Here is a 14911-nt window from a genome sequence, read left to right on the forward strand (position 1 = left end):
CCTTAACCCAGCTTGATGGTGGTTTCGTCGAGGAACTCGGCGACCGGGATATGCAGGTTTTCCGGAGCGGGACCTTTGCGGATACGGCCCGCCGTATCGTAGTGCGATCCGTGGCACGGGCAGAACCACCCGTGGAAATCACCAGCGCCGTCGCCCAAAGGAACACAGCCCAGATGGGTGCAGACGCCCATCATCACCAGCCATTCGCCAGCTTCGTCCAGCGTCCGGTTTTCGTCGGTCGCGGGCAGGTTCGGCTTGTTTTCGTTCCGGTCGTTCTGATCCGGCAGATCCTCCAGCGGCACTTCGCGGCCCCAGTTGATCTCTTCTTCGGTACGGCGACGAATGAAGACGGGCTTGCCCAGCCACTTGACCGTGATCTGGGTGCCGATCTCGACGCCGCTGACATCCACGCGGATCGAGGACAGCGCCTGAACGTCTGCCGAGGGGTTCATTTGGTTGACCAGGGGCCAAACGGCGGCTCCCGTTGCAACGACACCTGCGCCGCCGGCGGCGTAGTAGAGGAAATCTCTGCGGGTGCCTTCGTGGTCTTCTGCGTGGGACACGAGGTTTTCTCCGATTCCAGCGCCCGGCTACGGGCAAACATGCATCAGCACCGCATCAAAGCGGCGTCTCATCGCGGGTATCTAGCTGGCGGAAATCGGTTCGTCCAGCGGTCATAGGCGCGCACTACGCCGCATCTGGGCATTCATGTCACAATGAAGCGGTCATTTTTCAAGAACTTCCTCGGGTGTTGCGAAAAACGCCGTTCGAAGGCGCGAATCACTTCGCAGGTGATTCTCTGACCCTTCGCCCCCGGCCCGGTCGGGCATCTGTTCACTCGGGTGCCCGGCGCGTGGCACACACGACAGCAACCGGACCGCGCGGTTCCGGGTCATTTTTTTTCATGTAAACATCTATTTTGAAATCATTTTTTAGATTTCTTTGTGGTGAATTTCCCGGTTGCGACCCCGGGGTTTTTCACGCAAAGGCGGCGGGCGCGCGACCGATCTGAATGAGGACCCAAATGACTTTGTCAAAAAATGCCATTCTGCTGCTCGCGTTCACCGCCGCACACCAGGCCGCCGCCGAAGGCGACGCAGCGCGCGGCGAGAAACTCTACAACCGCTGCTCGTCCTGTCACGCCATCATCAAGGATGGCGAGGTTCTGATCAAAGGCGGCATCACCGGCCCGAATCTCTATGGTGTGGTCGGCAGGGCCGCCGGAACCGAAAACGACTATCTGAACGGCAGTGAACGGCTGCCCATCGGCATGTTCACCGATGACATGATCCGCGCCGGTGAAAACGGCCTGGTCTGGACGCAGGAAAATATCGCCGCCTACGCCCGCGACCCGATCGGGTTCATTCAGGACTTCCTGAATGACGACACCGCCCGCCCGAACATGAGCGTCAAGCTGAAGACAGGCGCCGAGGATATCGCCGCCTATCTGGCCACGTTCACCGACTGAACCCAACCCGGCGCCGGTCAACTGTCCCGCATCAGGGCGGCCAGTTGACCAAGCTCGGTGCCGATCCCGGACTGCTCGACATTCTCGGCCGCGGCCAGCCGCGCCGACTCGGGCTTGTTCTGGTTCAGTTTCCAGGTGCCGTCGATCTGGGTGATCTGCATGCGGCAGGGCACGATCATGCGCATCATGCGCTCCAGCGCCGCCGGGTCCATCTTGTCCGCGCGCCAGGGCGGCTTGGGCTGCAGCCGCTGCTCAAAAAAGGCCGATTGCCGATCCAGAAGATCGCGCAGCCGGTCCTGGGGCTGCAATTCCAGCCGGCCTGTCAGGTGGACCGCCACATAGTTCCATGTGGGCACCTGATCCGCGACCCCGTACCAATCGGGCGAGACATAGCCGTCGGGCCCCTGAACCGCGATCCGCGCCTCCTGCGGGTTGGCCAGCGCCCGCACGATCGGGTTCGAACGCACCAGATGCAGTTCGGCCACCGCGCCATCCTCGGACAGCAGAAAGGGCACATGGCTGATCAATGGCGGGCCGTCGACCGACAGCGCCAGTACGCCGAATCCCCGGCTGCGGGCAAACTCCACATGGCGCGCGCGGTCCTCGGCGCGAAAGGCTGGGTTGGGGTGCATGGCCGTCCTCCTGCAGACAGGTCTTGCAGATCGCGCGCACGCTTGGCAAGGTCGCGCCGTTCTCAGGGCGGGGCGGAATTCCCCACCGGCGGTATGCGGGCCCAGACCCGCCAGCCCGCGAGCGGCTCTGTCATTCAACCGACAGAGTGTCAGCAGATCTGGTGAGAGGCCAGAGCCGACGGTTAAAGTCCGGATGAAAGAGAACGAGCAGCGCGCCTCGCCAAGGGCGCGTCTGTCCGTGATCGCCTTGGGTGACGTGTCATGCCGCGCTGGCCGCGAAACCCTTCGCACCCGCCAGCAGGCCACCAAGCTGAAAGGAGATCACGTTGACACACACCCGCTATGCTTTCGTCAAAGCCAACTGGCATGCCGATATCGTCGACCGCGCGCTGGACGGTTTTCTGGAGTTGATCCCCGCCGATCAGGTCGATGTGTTCGACGTGCCGGGCGCGTTTGAAATGCCCCTGCTGGCCCGCGACCTGGCCCGGACGGGCCGCTATGCCGCCGTGGCCTGCGCGGCTTTTGTCGTCGATGGCGGCATCTACCGGCACGATTTCGTGGCGCAGGCCGTGGTTGACGGGCTGATGCGCGCGGGGCTGGAAACCGGCGTGCCGGTCCTGTCGGTGTCGCTGACGCCGCACCAGTACCAGGAAACCGACCATCACAACGCCATCTACCGCGCGCATTTCGTGGAAAAGGGGCGCGAGGCAGCTCGGGCGGCGCTGAAAATCGTCGAAACCCGCGCCGCACTGACCCGTGCTGCCTAAGCACACTGGGTTGGGGCAGCGATGCCCCAACCGCAAATCCGCTTGAGGCGGCAGGCTCTCGCCGTTAATCACGACCCTCAAAGGAGCACGCCCCATGTCGATGAACAGCTTTGGACACCTTTTCCGCGTCACCACCTGGGGTGAAAGCCACGGCCCCGCGCTGGGCGCCACGGTGGATGGCTGCCCGCCCGGCGTCCCGATCGACGAGGGTATGATCCAGCACTGGCTGGACAAGCGCAAACCGGGCCAGAACAAGTTCACCACCCAGCGGCGCGAGCCCGATCAGGTGGAGATCCTGTCAGGCGTGTTCGAGGGCCAGACAACCGGCACCCCGGTCCAGCTGATGATCGAGAACACCGATCAACGCTCGAAGGACTACGGGGACATCATGGACAAGTTCCGCCCCGGCCATGCCGACATTACCTATTGGCAGAAATACGGCATCCGCGACTATCGCGGCGGCGGGCGCAGCTCGGCCCGGGAAACGGCGGCGCGGGTGGCCGCGGGCGGGCTGGCGCGCGAGGCGATCAAACAGATCGCGCCCAATGTCCAGATCACCGGCTACATGACCCAGATCGGCCCGCACCGGATCGACCGGGCCAACTTTGACTGGGCGCAGATCGAACAGAACCCGTTCTGGACCCCGGATGCACAAGCCGCCGAGGACTGGGCGGCCTATCTGGACGATCTGCGCAAATCCGGCAACTCGGTCGGCGCGGTGGTCGAAGTGGTGGCGCGCGGCGTTCCAGCGGGCCTCGGCGCGCCGGTCTATGGCAAGCTCGACACCGATCTGGCCGCGGCGATGATGTCGATCAACGCGGTCAAGGGCGTCGAGATTGGCGAAGGCATGGCCGCCGCCGAACTGACCGGCGAGGCCAATGCCGACGAGATTTTCATGGGCCAGAACGGCCCGCAATACAGCTCGAACCATGCAGGCGGCATTCTGGGCGGTATCTCGACCGGGCAGGACATCGTGGTGCGTTTTGCAGTCAAACCGACCTCATCGATCCTGACCACGCGCAAGACCATCACCAAATCGGGCGAAGAGACCGAGATCATCACCAAGGGCCGCCACGACCCCTGCGTCGGCATCCGCGCCGTGCCGGTGGGCGAGGCGATGATGGCCTGCGTGATCCTGGACCACCTGCTGCTGCATCGGGGCCAGATCGGTGAGAACCGTGGACGGATTGGCTGAGCTGCGCGACCGCCTACGCGCGGTCGTCGCGCAGCGGATGATCACCGACCCGGCCCATGACCTGGCCCATCTGGACCGTGTCTGGGTCAATGCCCGCGCCATCGCCGATGCGCAAACCGACAGGACCGTGCTGCTGGCGGCCTGCTATCTGCACGATCTGGTCAACCTGCCCAAGAACGACCCCGACCGACACCTGGCCTCGCGCCGGTCGGCCGAGGAGTCCGAGCCTGTTCTGCGGGAACTGGGCCTGAGCGATGCCCAGATCGCCGCCACCCGCCACGCGATCGAGGCGCACAGTTTTTCCGCCAACATCCCGCCCGAGACGCCCGAGGCGCGCATCCTGCGCGATGCCGACCGGCTGGATGCGCTGGGCGCCATCGGGATCGCGCGGAATTTCTCGGTGTCCGGTGCTTTGGGGCGGACGCTCTATGATCCGGCCGATCCGTTCGCATCACACCGTCCGCTGGACGATCTGCACTATTCGATCGACCACTGGAAGGTGAAGCTGCTGGCCCTGCCCGACGACATGCTGACCGAGGCCGGACGGCAGATCGCGCAGCAACGGGTCCGGCGCATGATTCGGTTTCTGACCGAGTTTGCCGAAGAGATCGGCAGCCCGCTGCCCGACAGCTGGACACGCCCCAATCCGACCCGTTGATCTTTGCCGCGCAAGGGGGCAGGGTCGCGCCGATGGCCCAATCCATGACCTCTCATCGCCCTTTGCTGGCCGTGACGCTGAAACTCAGCGCGCTGTTCCTGTTCACGGCGATGTCGGCGCTGGTCAAGGCGCTGTCGGCGGATTTCCCGCCGGGCCAGATGGTGTTTTTCCGTTCGCTTTTCGCGGTGCCGGTGATCGTGGCTTGGCTGATCTCGCGCGGGGAACTGGCGCAGGGCTTTGTCGTCAGGAAGCCCATGGGCCATTTCTGGCGTGGGGTGCTGGGCACCACCGCCATGGGCCTGACCTTCACCGGGCTCAGCCTGCTGCCCCTGCCCGAGGTTACGGCGATCGGCTATGCCACCCCGATCTTCACCCTGATCCTGGCGGCGCTGCTGCTGGGCGAGCGCATCCGCCTGATCCGCATCGGCGCGGTGGCGATCGGGCTCTTGGGCGTGCTGATCATGATCTGGCCGCGGCTGGGCTCGGCCGATCTGGGCACCGGGGCCACGATCGGCGCGCTGTGCGTGCTGGGTGCGACCGTGGCCCGTGGCTTCGTGCAGATCCACATCCGGCAACTGGTGCAGGTCGACCACCCCGCCGCGATCGTCTTCTATTTCTCGATGACCGCCACGCTGCTGTCGGCGCTGACCGTGTTCTGGGGCTGGACCATGCCGACCCTGAACCAGCTGCTGATCCTGATTACGATGGGGCTGATCGGCGGCGTCGCGCAGATTCTGGTGACCTCGTCCTACCGGTTCGGGCAGGCCTCGATGCTGGCGCCCTATGACTACACGTCGATGCTGTTTGCGATCTTCATCGGCTATGTCTGGTTCGACGAACTGCCGACCCTGGCGATCCTGCTGGGGGCGGCACTGGTGATCGCCGGCAATGCGGTGGTGATCTGGCGCGAACACCAGCTGGGTCTGGAACGCGGCAAGGCGCGGTCGCTGACCGATCACAAACCCTGACTTTACCTTTCGCGCCCATCGCCTAGGTTGGCGCGGACAATCAACGAGGTTTTGCCATGAGCGACGCACAGGACCACAAACAGAAGATGCAACAGGTGCAGGCCCAGCACCGCAAGAAAGTGTCCGAGGCCGTGGATCCCGGCCGCGGGCTGGTGCTGATCAACACCGGCAAGGGCAAGGGCAAATCCTCGGCCGCGTTCGGCGTGGTGATCCGCGCATTGGGCTGGGGCCAGAAGGTCGCCGTGGTGCAGTTCATCAAGGGCAAATGGAAGACTGGCGAGCGGCGGTTCTTCGAAGAGCGCGATCTGGTCACCTGGCACACGATGGGCGAAGGCTTCACCTGGGACACCCAGGACCGCGACCGCGACATCACCGCCGCCACCGCCGCCTTCGACAAGGCGCGCGACCTGATGGCCAGCGGCGACTATGACCTTGTGGTGCTGGACGAGATCAACATCGCCCTGCGCTATGAATACCTGTCGGTGGACGCGGTGATCGAGGGGCTGAAGGCCCGCTCGGACCGGACCAGCGTGTTCCTGACCGGGCGCGACGCGCCGCAGGCGCTGCGCGACTATGCCGATCTGGTCACCGAAATGACCGAGGAAAAGCACCCGTTTCAGGCCGGCATCAAGGCCCAGCGCGGCGTCGATTTCTGATCGGTCAGCGCAGGGCGTCTCCACTTGCCGGTGCCGCCGGCGTGCTCTGGGGGACAGTGGCGATCCGGGCGTCCGCAACCCCGGCCGCCCGATCACAGCGTCCGTCCTGGCACTTGCAGTCCAGGTAGGCCACCAGGTCGCCATCGGCGCAACACCCGCTGCCAAGGGGCAGGTCTGAACTGGACAGAAGTTCGAGTATCGGGTCGCGCATCGCGTGGCCTCTCCGAAATCGTTTCCGAGACGGTGGCGCGCCCTCGCAGATGTTCGGCTTGGCGCGCAGGCCGTCTCGGAATCAAAGGCTTGATACCGGCGTATCTGGCGTTGGCCTATAACTGACAATTTCTGTCGGACTTTTCAAGACCAAAATTCGCCCCGGCCAAATGGCCGGAGCAAGGGGTCAGGCGGTGGCTGTCTGGTCGGGCGCGCTGAGCGAGACTACGGCCACCACAGCGGCGCCATTCAGCCAGTAGTAGACCGCATCCAGACCGGTGAAGCCGAACAGGCTGGGCGCGAACAGGAAGGTGAGCCCCACCAGCAGATCGACGGCAAGGTGAAACCTGTAGGGCAGCACGCGCCAGACGCCTAGGTGATGATCCGTCAGCACCGTCAGCACGAAAGCCGCCACGCCGGTGGCCACCGACAGCCACAGCGCAATCGGGTTCGACGCGCCCAGTCCCAGGGCAAAAGGCAGCCCCATCAGGGCAAGTGCCACCGGGTAGTCCAGATAGGCATGAATGGTGCGGGTAACGAAACGCAGAGACATGATGTTTCCTTTCCTTGATTGACGATGGATCAAGGATATGTTCGCCAGCCCGAACGCAGCAGCCCAGATCGTTTGGGATATCTTGCAGATCGTCCGTCGAATCGCCGGATCAGTGCATCGCCCTGTAGGCGGCCGGAGACAGACCGATCTGCTTCTTGAACACCCGCGAAAACGCTGCCTCGGAGGCATAGCCGACCTGAGCCGCCGCGTCGGCCACGTTCCAGCGGCTTTCGATCAGTCCGTGGCAGGCGATCTGCATACGCCAGTCGGTCAGGTATTGCATGGGCGTGGTGCCCATCTTCTGGGTGAACAGCTGTGCGAATGTCGTGCGCGACATGCCGGCTTCACGCGCCAGCGATGCCACGCTCCACTCGCGGGCCGGGTCGCGGTGAAAGGCGCCCAGCGCGCGTGATATACGTGGATCGGCGAAGCCCGACAGGGCCGCATCGGTGGGGCTTTGATGTTCCAGATAGGCGCGGATCGCCTGGGCGAACAGAACCTCGGACAGTTTCAGCGCGATCAGGTCACCGCCGATCCGGGCGCCCGCAACCTCGGATTCGATCATCCGCAGCGTCGCCTCGATCCAGGCCCCGGCGGATTCGCCGTAATTCTCGATCAGGATATAGGGCGGCAGGCGATCGATCAGCATGTGCCCGGTGCCGCGCCGCCCGGCCGGACCGGCAAACGAGAAATGCCCGCAGATCAGTTGGGTGTCACGGTCCTGCTCGGCTCCGCCATAGACCAGCACACCGTCACCTTTGTAGCCGGCCCGGTCCAGAACCTGCTCCAGCGGCAGAGCATCCACGGGCCGGACCTCGCTGCACAGCAGCGCATGTGCGGCCCCGTGCGGGATCAGGATCAGATCCCCCTGCCGCAACCGCAGGGTCTCGCCGGTGGTGGACACATGCACCTTCAGCTCTCCGCGCTGGACGAAGTGAAACCGGGCGACGTTTTCGAATGCAGGCACCTGCACGCCGAAGGGCGGCGTGAACGAGGTCCGGAAATACAGGGTGCCCCGCAAAGACAGGCGCGTCAGGATATCGCTGAGCAGGTCCAACATGCGCCAAGGATACGGATTCGCACCCGATCGTCCAGCGCAGCGGACGATCTGCAACAAACCCCGGACGGGCGGCAAGGCCGGTCGGCCACCGCCCGAGCGGATGTCGGATCAGCTGCGAACCAGCTGTTCGTAATCGTTGGCGATCTCACGGGTCAGGTCGCCGACCTCGAAGGTATACTCACCGATCTGGCCCACCGGCGTGACCTCGGCCGCGGTGCCGGTCAGCCAGCACTGTTCGAATTCGGCCATCTCCTCGGGCAGGATGTGGCGTTCGTGTACGGTGATGCCTTTGTCTTTCAGCATCTGGATCACCGTCTGGCGGGTAATCCCGTTCAGGAAGCAGTCGGCCAGCGGTGTATGCACTTCGCCATCCTTGACGAAGAATACGTTGGCACCGGTCGCCTCGGCCACATAGCCGCGGTAATCCATGAACAAGGCATCCGAACAGCCCTTGGCCTCGGCCTTGTGCTTGGAGATGGTGCAGATCATGTACAGCCCCGCCGCCTTGGCATGGACCGGGATGGTTTCCGGGCTGGGCCGCTTCCATTCAGCGATGTCCAGCTTGGCGCCCTGCATCTTGGCGTCGCCGTAATAGGCGCCCCAGGGCCAGACCGCGATGGCCATGCGCACCGGGTTGCGCGCCGAGGCCACGCCCATGTCCTCGCCCGAACCGCGCCAGACCAGCGCGCGCACATATGCGTCCTTGAGGCCGCTTTTTTCCAGCGTTTCGGTCTTGGCCGCCTCGATCTGATCGACCGTGTAGGGCATCGGCATGTCCAGCGCCTCGGCCGACTTGATCAACCGCTCGGAATGTTCGCGGCTTTTGAAAATCTTGCCGTTATAGGCGCGTTCGCCCTCGAAGACCGAGCTGGCATAGTGCATCGCATGGGTCAGGACATGCACCTTGGCGTCGCGCCAGGGCACAAATTCGCCATCCATCCAGATGACACCGTCACGATCGTCATATCCCGCCATCCGAAACCTCCTGACCCGGGCCACATTTCCGATTGTTGCGCTACTTAGGTCCGACTCGGACACAAAATTGCGCAAAAACTGCGATTCGATACCTGTCCGCCCTTGGAATGTCAATAACGCTGACTTAAAGTCGGGGCGTGTAACGAATGAGGCCCGATATGTCCGAGATCCGCCCCGCCCCGGTCTTTGGCGGAGAAAGCCTGTTGTTTCTGACGGATGAACAGCTTCGCCAGGGGATCGAGGCGATGTTCTTCGCCTATCGTGGCTTTACCGCCGACCCCGACCGCATCCTAAGCGAAATGGCCTATGGCCGGGCGCATCACCGGGCGATCCATTTCATCAACCGTGCGCCTGGCACCACGGTGAACAACCTGCTGGCGATCCTGGGGGTGACCAAGCAGTCGCTGAACCGGGTGCTGCGCACGCTGATCGACGACGGCCTGGTCGAGAGCCGGGTCGGCACCGTCGACAAGCGCGAACGCCACCTGTACCTGACCGAAAAGGGCAAGGCGCTCGAGTCGCAGCTGTCGGACGCCCAGCGCGCCCGTATGCGCGCGGCCTACAAAGATGCCGGCCCCGAGGCGGTTGCCGGGTTCCGCAAAGTTCTTGAAGCGATGATGGATGCTGATATGCGTCGAGCCTATGTGAAACTGCGGGATTCAACTTCATGAGCGATGTGGACGCCCACCTTCTGATCGTCGATGACGATGAACGCATCCGTGATCTGCTCAAGAAGTTCTTGATGCGCAGCGGATTTCTGGTGACGGCGGCGCGTGATGCCGCCCATGCGCGGCGGGTCCTGTCGGGGCTGGATTTCGACCTGATCGTGATGGATGTGATGATGCCGGGCGAGGATGGCGTCAGCCTGACCCGGGCCCTGCGCGAGACGCATGACACGCCGATCCTGCTGCTGACCGCACGCGGCGAGACCGAGCACCGGATCGCCGGGTTGGAAGCCGGAGCAGACGATTACCTGGCCAAGCCGTTCGAGCCCAAGGAACTGCTGCTGCGGATCAACGCGATCCTGCGGCGGATGCCGGAAACCACCGTGCAGGATACGGCTGCCAAGATCCTGCATCTGGGGCCGATCCGCTATGACATCGAACGCGGCGAGATGTGGCAGGGCGAAGAGCCGGTGCGGCTGACCGCCACCGAAAGCCAGTTGATGAAGATCTTCTCGGCCCAGCCGGGCGAGCCGATCAGCCGGTCGAAGCTGGTCGAGGATCTGGGGCGCGACAAGGGACAGGCGCAGGAACGCGCAGTGGACGTGCAGATCACGCGCCTGCGCCGCAAGATCGAGCAGGACCCGAAGCAGCCGCGCTATCTGCAGACGGTGCGGGGTGCGGGATATATGCTGGCGCCGGATTGATTTTGCCGCCGCCCGGCGTTTTCTTGCCTTCGGCGAGGATATTTTTGGCCAGATGAAGTTGGGGGATATTCATGAAGACCGCTGTTTTGACGCATGCCGACTGTCTGGGTCATGTCACCCCCGAGGGGCACCCCGAGCGGGTGGCCCGGCTGGAACATATCCTGCATGCGCTGGAGTCGTTGGACCTGCAGCGGGTGACCGCGCCGCTGGCGGCGGATGACGATCTGCTGCGCATCCATCCCGAGAGTTACATTCGCGAAATCCGTGACAGCCGCCCGACCGAAGGGTTCCGCCAGATCGACGGGGATACGTTCATGTCACCCGGCTCGGTCGATGCGGCCTATCGGGCGGCGGGGGCCGTTGTGCGGGCGGTGGACATGGTGCTGGGCGGTGAGGCGCCAAATGCGTTCTGCGCCATTCGGCCGCCGGGCCATCACGCCGAACGTGAAACCGCCATGGGGTTCTGCCTGTTCGGAAATGCCGCTCTGGCGGCGAAACATGCGCTGGATCATCACGGACTGGATCGGGTCGCGGTGGTGGATTTCGACGTGCACCACGGCAATGGCACGCAGGATCTGCTGTGGGACGAGGCCCGGGCGTTGGTGATCACCAGCCAGCAGATGCCGCTGTGGCCGGGCTCGGGACGGCCGGATGAGACCGGTGAGCACGACACCATCGTGAACATCCCGCTGGCCCCCGGCACCGCCGGGGCCGAGATGCGCGCGGCCTACGAAGCACAAGCCTTTCCACGGCTGCGCGCGTTCAAGCCCGAGTTGATCATCATCTCGGCCGGATTCGACGCCCATCAGGACGACCCGCTGGCCAATCTGAACTGGTCCACCGACGACTTCGCCTGGATCACCGCTCAGCTGTGCCGGATCGCAGATGAGCTGTGTGGGGGCCGTATCGTCTCGACTCTGGAAGGCGGGTATGATCTGAACGCACTGGCCAAGGCCACACGCGCCCATGTTGAAGAACTGATGAAGGCAGCCCGATGACCGAGACCCCCGTTGAACAGATGACATTCGAACAGGCGATGAAAGAGCTGGAGGCCGTGGTCGGCCAACTGGAGCGCGGCGACGTAGCGCTGGACCAGTCGATCGCCCTGTACGAGCGCGGCGCCAAGCTGAAGAAACGCTGCGAGGACGAGCTGAAGCGCGCCGAGGAGAAAGTGGCCGCCATCACGCTGGATGCCGATGGGCAGCCCACCGGGACGACCCCTGTCGAAGGTCTGTAATGTTTTCCGCAAGGCTGGTGCAGGATGCTGCGCTGATCCAGGCGCAGTTCGATCTGGTTCTGGGCGCGCTGGACGATGTCGATGTGACCCGCGCGATGGCCTATGCCACGCAGGGCGGCAAGCGGCTGCGAGGATTTCTGGTGCTGGAAAGCGCCCGGCTGCACGGGATGGACGACACCTGCGCGATCTGGCCCGCCACCGGGATCGAGGCGCTGCACGCCTACAGCCTGGTGCATGACGATCTGCCCTGCATGGACGATGACGACCTGCGGCGCGGCCGTCCGACCGTGCACAAGCAATGGAACGACGGCATCGCGGTGCTGGCTGGTGACGCTTTGCAGGCGCTGGCGTTCGAGCTGTGCGCCCGCCCCGAAGTGGGGCCGGCCGAGATCCGTGCCGACCTGACCCTGACGCTGGCGCAGGCGGCGGGCGCGCAGGGCATGGTGCTGGGGCAGGCGCTGGACATTGCTGCCGAAACGGCGCAGCAACCGCTCTCGCTGGAGGACATCACCCGGCTGCAGGCCGGCAAGACCGGGGCGCTGATCGAATGGTCCGGCTGCGCCGGAGCCCGTCTGGCCGGCGAAAGCCCCGAACACATGCGTCTGTATTCCCGGGCGCTGGGTCTTGCTTTCCAGATCGCCGACGACATCTTGGATGTCGAGGGCGATGCCCAAAAGGCGGGAAAGCGCCTGCAAAAGGATGCCGATGCGGGCAAGGCAACTTTCGTTTCGCTGCTGGGTCTGGATGCGGCGAAGGCGCGCGCGGCGGAGCTGGTCGATGAAGCCTGCGCCGCCCTCGACAGTTACGGAGCACGGGCCGAAACCTTGAAGGACGCCGCCCGCTTCGTTATTGCGCGTGAAAGCTGAACCGTAAGGGATGCCATGTCAGACCGTCCGAACACCCCGCTTCTGGACCTTGTGAACCGCCCGGCGGATCTCAAGCAGTTTTCGGACGCGCAGCTGCATCAGCTGGCACACGAGTTGCGGGCCGAGACGATTTCGGCCGTCTCGGTGACCGGCGGGCATCTGGGCGCGGGGCTGGGCGTGGTGGAACTGACCGTGGCCCTGCACGCGGTGTTCGACGCGCCGCGCGACAAGATCATCTGGGATGTCGGGCACCAGTGCTATCCCCACAAGATCCTGACCGAGCGGCGCGACCGCATCCGCACCCTGCGCCAGAAGGATGGCCTGAGCGGATTCACCAAGCGCAGCGAAAGCCCCTATGACCCGTTCGGCGCGGCGCACAGCTCGACCTCAATCAGCGCGGCGCTGGGCTTTGCCGTGGCGCGCGACCTGGGCGGGGTCACGCCCGAGGGGCTGGGCGACGCGATCGCCGTGATCGGCGACGGGTCGATGTCGGCCGGCATGGCCTTCGAGGCGATGAACAACGCCGGCCACCTGAAAAAACGCCTGATCGTGATCCTGAACGACAACGAGATGAGCATTGCCCCGCCCGTGGGTGCGCTGTCGAACTATCTTTCGCGCATATATGCCGAAGAGCCGTTCCACGATCTAAAGGCCGCCGCCAAGGGGGCGGTGTCGCTGCTGCCCGAACCGTTCCGTGAAGGCGCCAAGCGCGCCAAGGAGATGCTCAAGGGCATGGCCGTGGGCGGCACGCTGTTCGAAGAACTGGAATTCTCCTATGTCGGCCCGATCGACGGGCATGACCTGGACCAATTGCTGCCGGTGCTGCGTACGGTCAAGGCGCGGGCGACCGGGCCAATTCTGATCCATGCGCTGACCAAAAAGGGCAAGGGCTATGCCCCGGCCGAGCAGGCCCGCGACAAGGGCCATGCCACCGCCAAGTTCGACGTGGTCACCGGCAAGCAGCAGAAGGCGCCGTCGAACGCGCCGTCCTACACCTCGGTCTTCGGCAAAACCTTGGTGGACGAGGCCAGCCGGGACGACAAGATCGTGGCGGTGACTGCGGCGATGCCCGACGGCACCGGGCTGAACCTGTTCGCCGAACGCTACCCGTCGCGCTGTTTCGACGTGGCGATTGCCGAACAGCACGGGGTCACGTTCTCGGCCGCGCTGGCGGCGGGTGGGATGAAGCCGTTCTGCGCGATGTATTCCACGTTTTTGCAGCGCGGCTATGACCAGGTGGTGCACGACGTGGCGATCCAGCGCCTGCCGGTGCGCTTTGCCATCGACCGCGCGGGGCTGGTGGGTGCCGATGGCGCGACCCATGCCGGGTCGTTCGACATCGCCTACCTGTCCAACCTGCCGGGCATGGTGGTGATGGCCGCCGCCGACGAGGCCGAACTGGTGCACATGGTCGCCACCGCCGTCGCCCATGACGACGGCCCCATCGCGTTCCGCTATCCGCGGGGCGAGGGCGTGGGCGTCGATCTGCCCGAACGTGGACAGGTTCTGGAAATCGGCAAGGGCCGCCTGATCCAGTCGGGCGCGCGGGTGGCGCTCGTGTCTTTCGGCACGCGGCTGGCCGAGGTGCAGAAGGCCGCCGAATCTCTGGCCGCGCGCGGTATCACCCCGACCATCGCCGACGCCCGGTTCGCCAAGCCGCTGGACCGCGACCTGATCCTGGACCTGGCCGCCAACCACGAAGCGCTGATCACCATCGAGGAAGGCGCCATCGGGGGGTTCGGCAGCCACGTGGCGCAGCTGCTGGCCGATGAGGGCGTGTTCGACCGCGGACTGAAATACCGCTCGATGGTGCTGCCGGACATTTTCATCGACCAGGCCAGCCCCGCCGACATGTACGCGGTCGCAGGCATGAACGCCGAAAATATCGAAGCCAAGGTGCTTGCCGTACTGGGCATCGCATCAATCGGCGAAAAACGCGCCTGATCCCGACCGGATCGTCGGCTGCCCTCGGCCCGAGCGGCACTCGGGTCGAACGACGGGTGAACAAGGCCAGTCGCCCACCAGCAAAACCTCACATCGGGGTCAACAACCGGTCTTGCCTACGCCCGTTGGACGGTTTAAACGATCCTTCGCACCGCATACCGCGCCCCCACCGGCACGGGTGCGCGTCGAAAAATGGGCCGCTGTAGCTCAGCTGGTAGAGCACGTCATTCGTAATGATGGGGTCGGGGGTTCGAGTCCCTTCAGCGGCACCATAGCTTCTTGGAACAAACTTCTCTGGTTTGCCGCCAGTTTTCCCGTCTGTTGCTTCGGTTTCGCAATTTATCTGCCGTTCA

The 14911-nt window shown here is 64.4% G+C and carries 18 protein-coding genes, 1 tRNA gene and 1 riboswitch; of the genes, 13 read left to right on the plus strand and 6 right to left on the minus strand.

Annotated features, from left to right (window positions below; all coding sequences use genetic code 11):
* Positions 1–2 precede the first annotated feature (2 nt).
* Positions 3–563 (minus strand): ubiquinol-cytochrome c reductase iron-sulfur subunit, encoded by a 561-nt coding sequence (gene petA / locus ACR0NB_RS12415; RefSeq protein ID WP_093964025.1) that lies wholly within the window; start codon positions 561–563, stop codon positions 3–5.
* A 461-nt stretch (positions 564–1024) separates the two neighbouring features.
* Here petA and ACR0NB_RS12420 point away from each other — a divergent pair, with 461 nt between their 5' ends.
* Positions 1025–1468: a c-type cytochrome gene (locus ACR0NB_RS12420; protein WP_170433664.1), complete on the plus strand. Its 444-nt coding sequence runs from the start codon at positions 1025–1027 to the stop codon at positions 1466–1468.
* A 17-nt stretch (positions 1469–1485) separates the two neighbouring features.
* Here ACR0NB_RS12420 and ACR0NB_RS12425 read toward each other — a convergent pair whose 3' ends face one another.
* On the minus strand, positions 1486–2100 hold the full coding sequence (locus ACR0NB_RS12425) for an FMN-binding negative transcriptional regulator (protein WP_480775844.1): 615 nt from the start codon (positions 2098–2100) through the stop codon (positions 1486–1488).
* A gap of 54 nt (positions 2101–2154) precedes the next feature.
* Positions 2155–2309: riboswitch (FMN riboswitch) on the plus strand.
* A 117-nt stretch (positions 2310–2426) separates the two neighbouring features.
* Here ACR0NB_RS12425 and ACR0NB_RS12430 point away from each other — a divergent pair.
* The 5 genes from ACR0NB_RS12430 to cobO all read left to right on the plus strand — a co-directional run bounded on the left by ACR0NB_RS12430 (position 2427) and on the right by cobO (position 6344).
* The gene (locus ACR0NB_RS12430; RefSeq protein WP_170342850.1) at positions 2427–2867 is read left to right on the plus strand and encodes a 6,7-dimethyl-8-ribityllumazine synthase; all 441 of its coding nucleotides are present in this window, start codon (positions 2427–2429) and stop codon (positions 2865–2867) included.
* Positions 2868–2961: 94 nt separating this feature from the next.
* Positions 2962–4062 carry a chorismate synthase gene (gene aroC / locus ACR0NB_RS12435; protein ID WP_170340855.1) on the plus strand — a complete coding sequence of 367 codons (1101 nt, stop codon included), beginning with the start codon at positions 2962–2964 and terminating at the stop codon, positions 4060–4062.
* Positions 4046–4720 (plus strand): HD domain-containing protein, encoded by a 675-nt coding sequence (locus ACR0NB_RS12440; protein WP_170373195.1) that lies wholly within the window; start codon positions 4046–4048, stop codon positions 4718–4720. Before aroC ends, ACR0NB_RS12440 begins: the two co-directional genes overlap by 17 nt.
* Before the next feature lie 32 nt (positions 4721–4752).
* Positions 4753–5688, plus strand: a complete 936-nt coding sequence (locus ACR0NB_RS12445; protein ID WP_170342844.1) for a DMT family transporter — start codon at positions 4753–4755, stop codon at positions 5686–5688.
* Between the two features lie 56 nt (positions 5689–5744).
* Positions 5745–6344, plus strand: a complete 600-nt coding sequence (gene cobO / locus ACR0NB_RS12450) for a cob(I)yrinic acid a,c-diamide adenosyltransferase (RefSeq protein WP_170342842.1) — start codon at positions 5745–5747, stop codon at positions 6342–6344.
* 4 nt (positions 6345–6348) lie between these two features.
* Here the strand turns inward: cobO and ACR0NB_RS12455 are convergent, their stop codons facing one another.
* The 4 genes from ACR0NB_RS12455 to ACR0NB_RS12470 form a co-directional block, all read right to left on the minus strand.
* On the minus strand, positions 6349–6555 hold the full coding sequence (locus tag ACR0NB_RS12455) for a hypothetical protein (RefSeq protein WP_170457117.1): 207 nt from the start codon (positions 6553–6555) through the stop codon (positions 6349–6351).
* Positions 6556–6741: 186 nt separating this feature from the next.
* Positions 6742–7107 carry a hypothetical protein gene (locus tag ACR0NB_RS12460; protein ID WP_170369040.1) on the minus strand — a complete coding sequence of 122 codons (366 nt, stop codon included), beginning with the start codon at positions 7105–7107 and terminating at the stop codon, positions 6742–6744.
* Positions 7108–7216: 109 nt separating this feature from the next.
* A complete protein-coding gene (locus tag ACR0NB_RS12465) occupies positions 7217–8167 on the minus strand; it encodes an AraC family transcriptional regulator (RefSeq protein WP_170451704.1) in 951 nt (316 codons plus the stop codon).
* A 108-nt stretch (positions 8168–8275) separates the two neighbouring features.
* Positions 8276–9142: a branched-chain amino acid aminotransferase gene (locus ACR0NB_RS12470; RefSeq protein ID WP_170361299.1), complete on the minus strand. Its 867-nt coding sequence runs from the start codon at positions 9140–9142 to the stop codon at positions 8276–8278.
* Positions 9143–9300: 158 nt separating this feature from the next.
* Here ACR0NB_RS12470 and ACR0NB_RS12475 point away from each other — a divergent pair, with 158 nt between their 5' ends.
* From ACR0NB_RS12475 to ACR0NB_RS12505, 7 genes are all read left to right on the plus strand, one after another.
* Positions 9301–9813, plus strand: coding sequence for a MarR family winged helix-turn-helix transcriptional regulator (locus ACR0NB_RS12475; protein ID WP_093964014.1), 513 nt, complete (start codon positions 9301–9303; stop codon positions 9811–9813).
* The gene (locus ACR0NB_RS12480) at positions 9810–10511 is read left to right on the plus strand and encodes a response regulator (RefSeq protein ID WP_170405750.1); all 702 of its coding nucleotides are present in this window, start codon (positions 9810–9812) and stop codon (positions 10509–10511) included. The genes ACR0NB_RS12475 and ACR0NB_RS12480 overlap by 4 nt, the downstream gene beginning before the upstream one ends.
* Before the next feature lie 71 nt (positions 10512–10582).
* Positions 10583–11509, plus strand: a complete 927-nt coding sequence (locus ACR0NB_RS12485; RefSeq protein ID WP_170405746.1) for a histone deacetylase family protein — start codon at positions 10583–10585, stop codon at positions 11507–11509.
* On the plus strand, positions 11506–11748 hold the full coding sequence (locus ACR0NB_RS12490) for an exodeoxyribonuclease VII small subunit (protein ID WP_005979588.1): 243 nt from the start codon (positions 11506–11508) through the stop codon (positions 11746–11748). Before ACR0NB_RS12485 ends, ACR0NB_RS12490 begins: the two co-directional genes overlap by 4 nt.
* Entirely contained in the window at positions 11748–12614 is an 867-nt protein-coding gene (locus ACR0NB_RS12495; RefSeq protein ID WP_170405743.1) for a polyprenyl synthetase family protein, read from the plus strand. The genes ACR0NB_RS12490 and ACR0NB_RS12495 overlap by 1 nt, the downstream gene beginning before the upstream one ends.
* Positions 12615–12629: 15 nt before the next feature.
* On the plus strand, positions 12630–14558 hold the full coding sequence (gene dxs / locus ACR0NB_RS12500) for a 1-deoxy-D-xylulose-5-phosphate synthase (protein WP_480775845.1): 1929 nt from the start codon (positions 12630–12632) through the stop codon (positions 14556–14558).
* Positions 14559–14754: 196 nt separating this feature from the next.
* A tRNA-Thr gene (locus tag ACR0NB_RS12505) sits at positions 14755–14830 on the plus strand.
* Positions 14831–14911: the final 81 nt, after the last annotated feature.

This window comes from Ruegeria sp. CG3 (assembly GCF_056537205.1).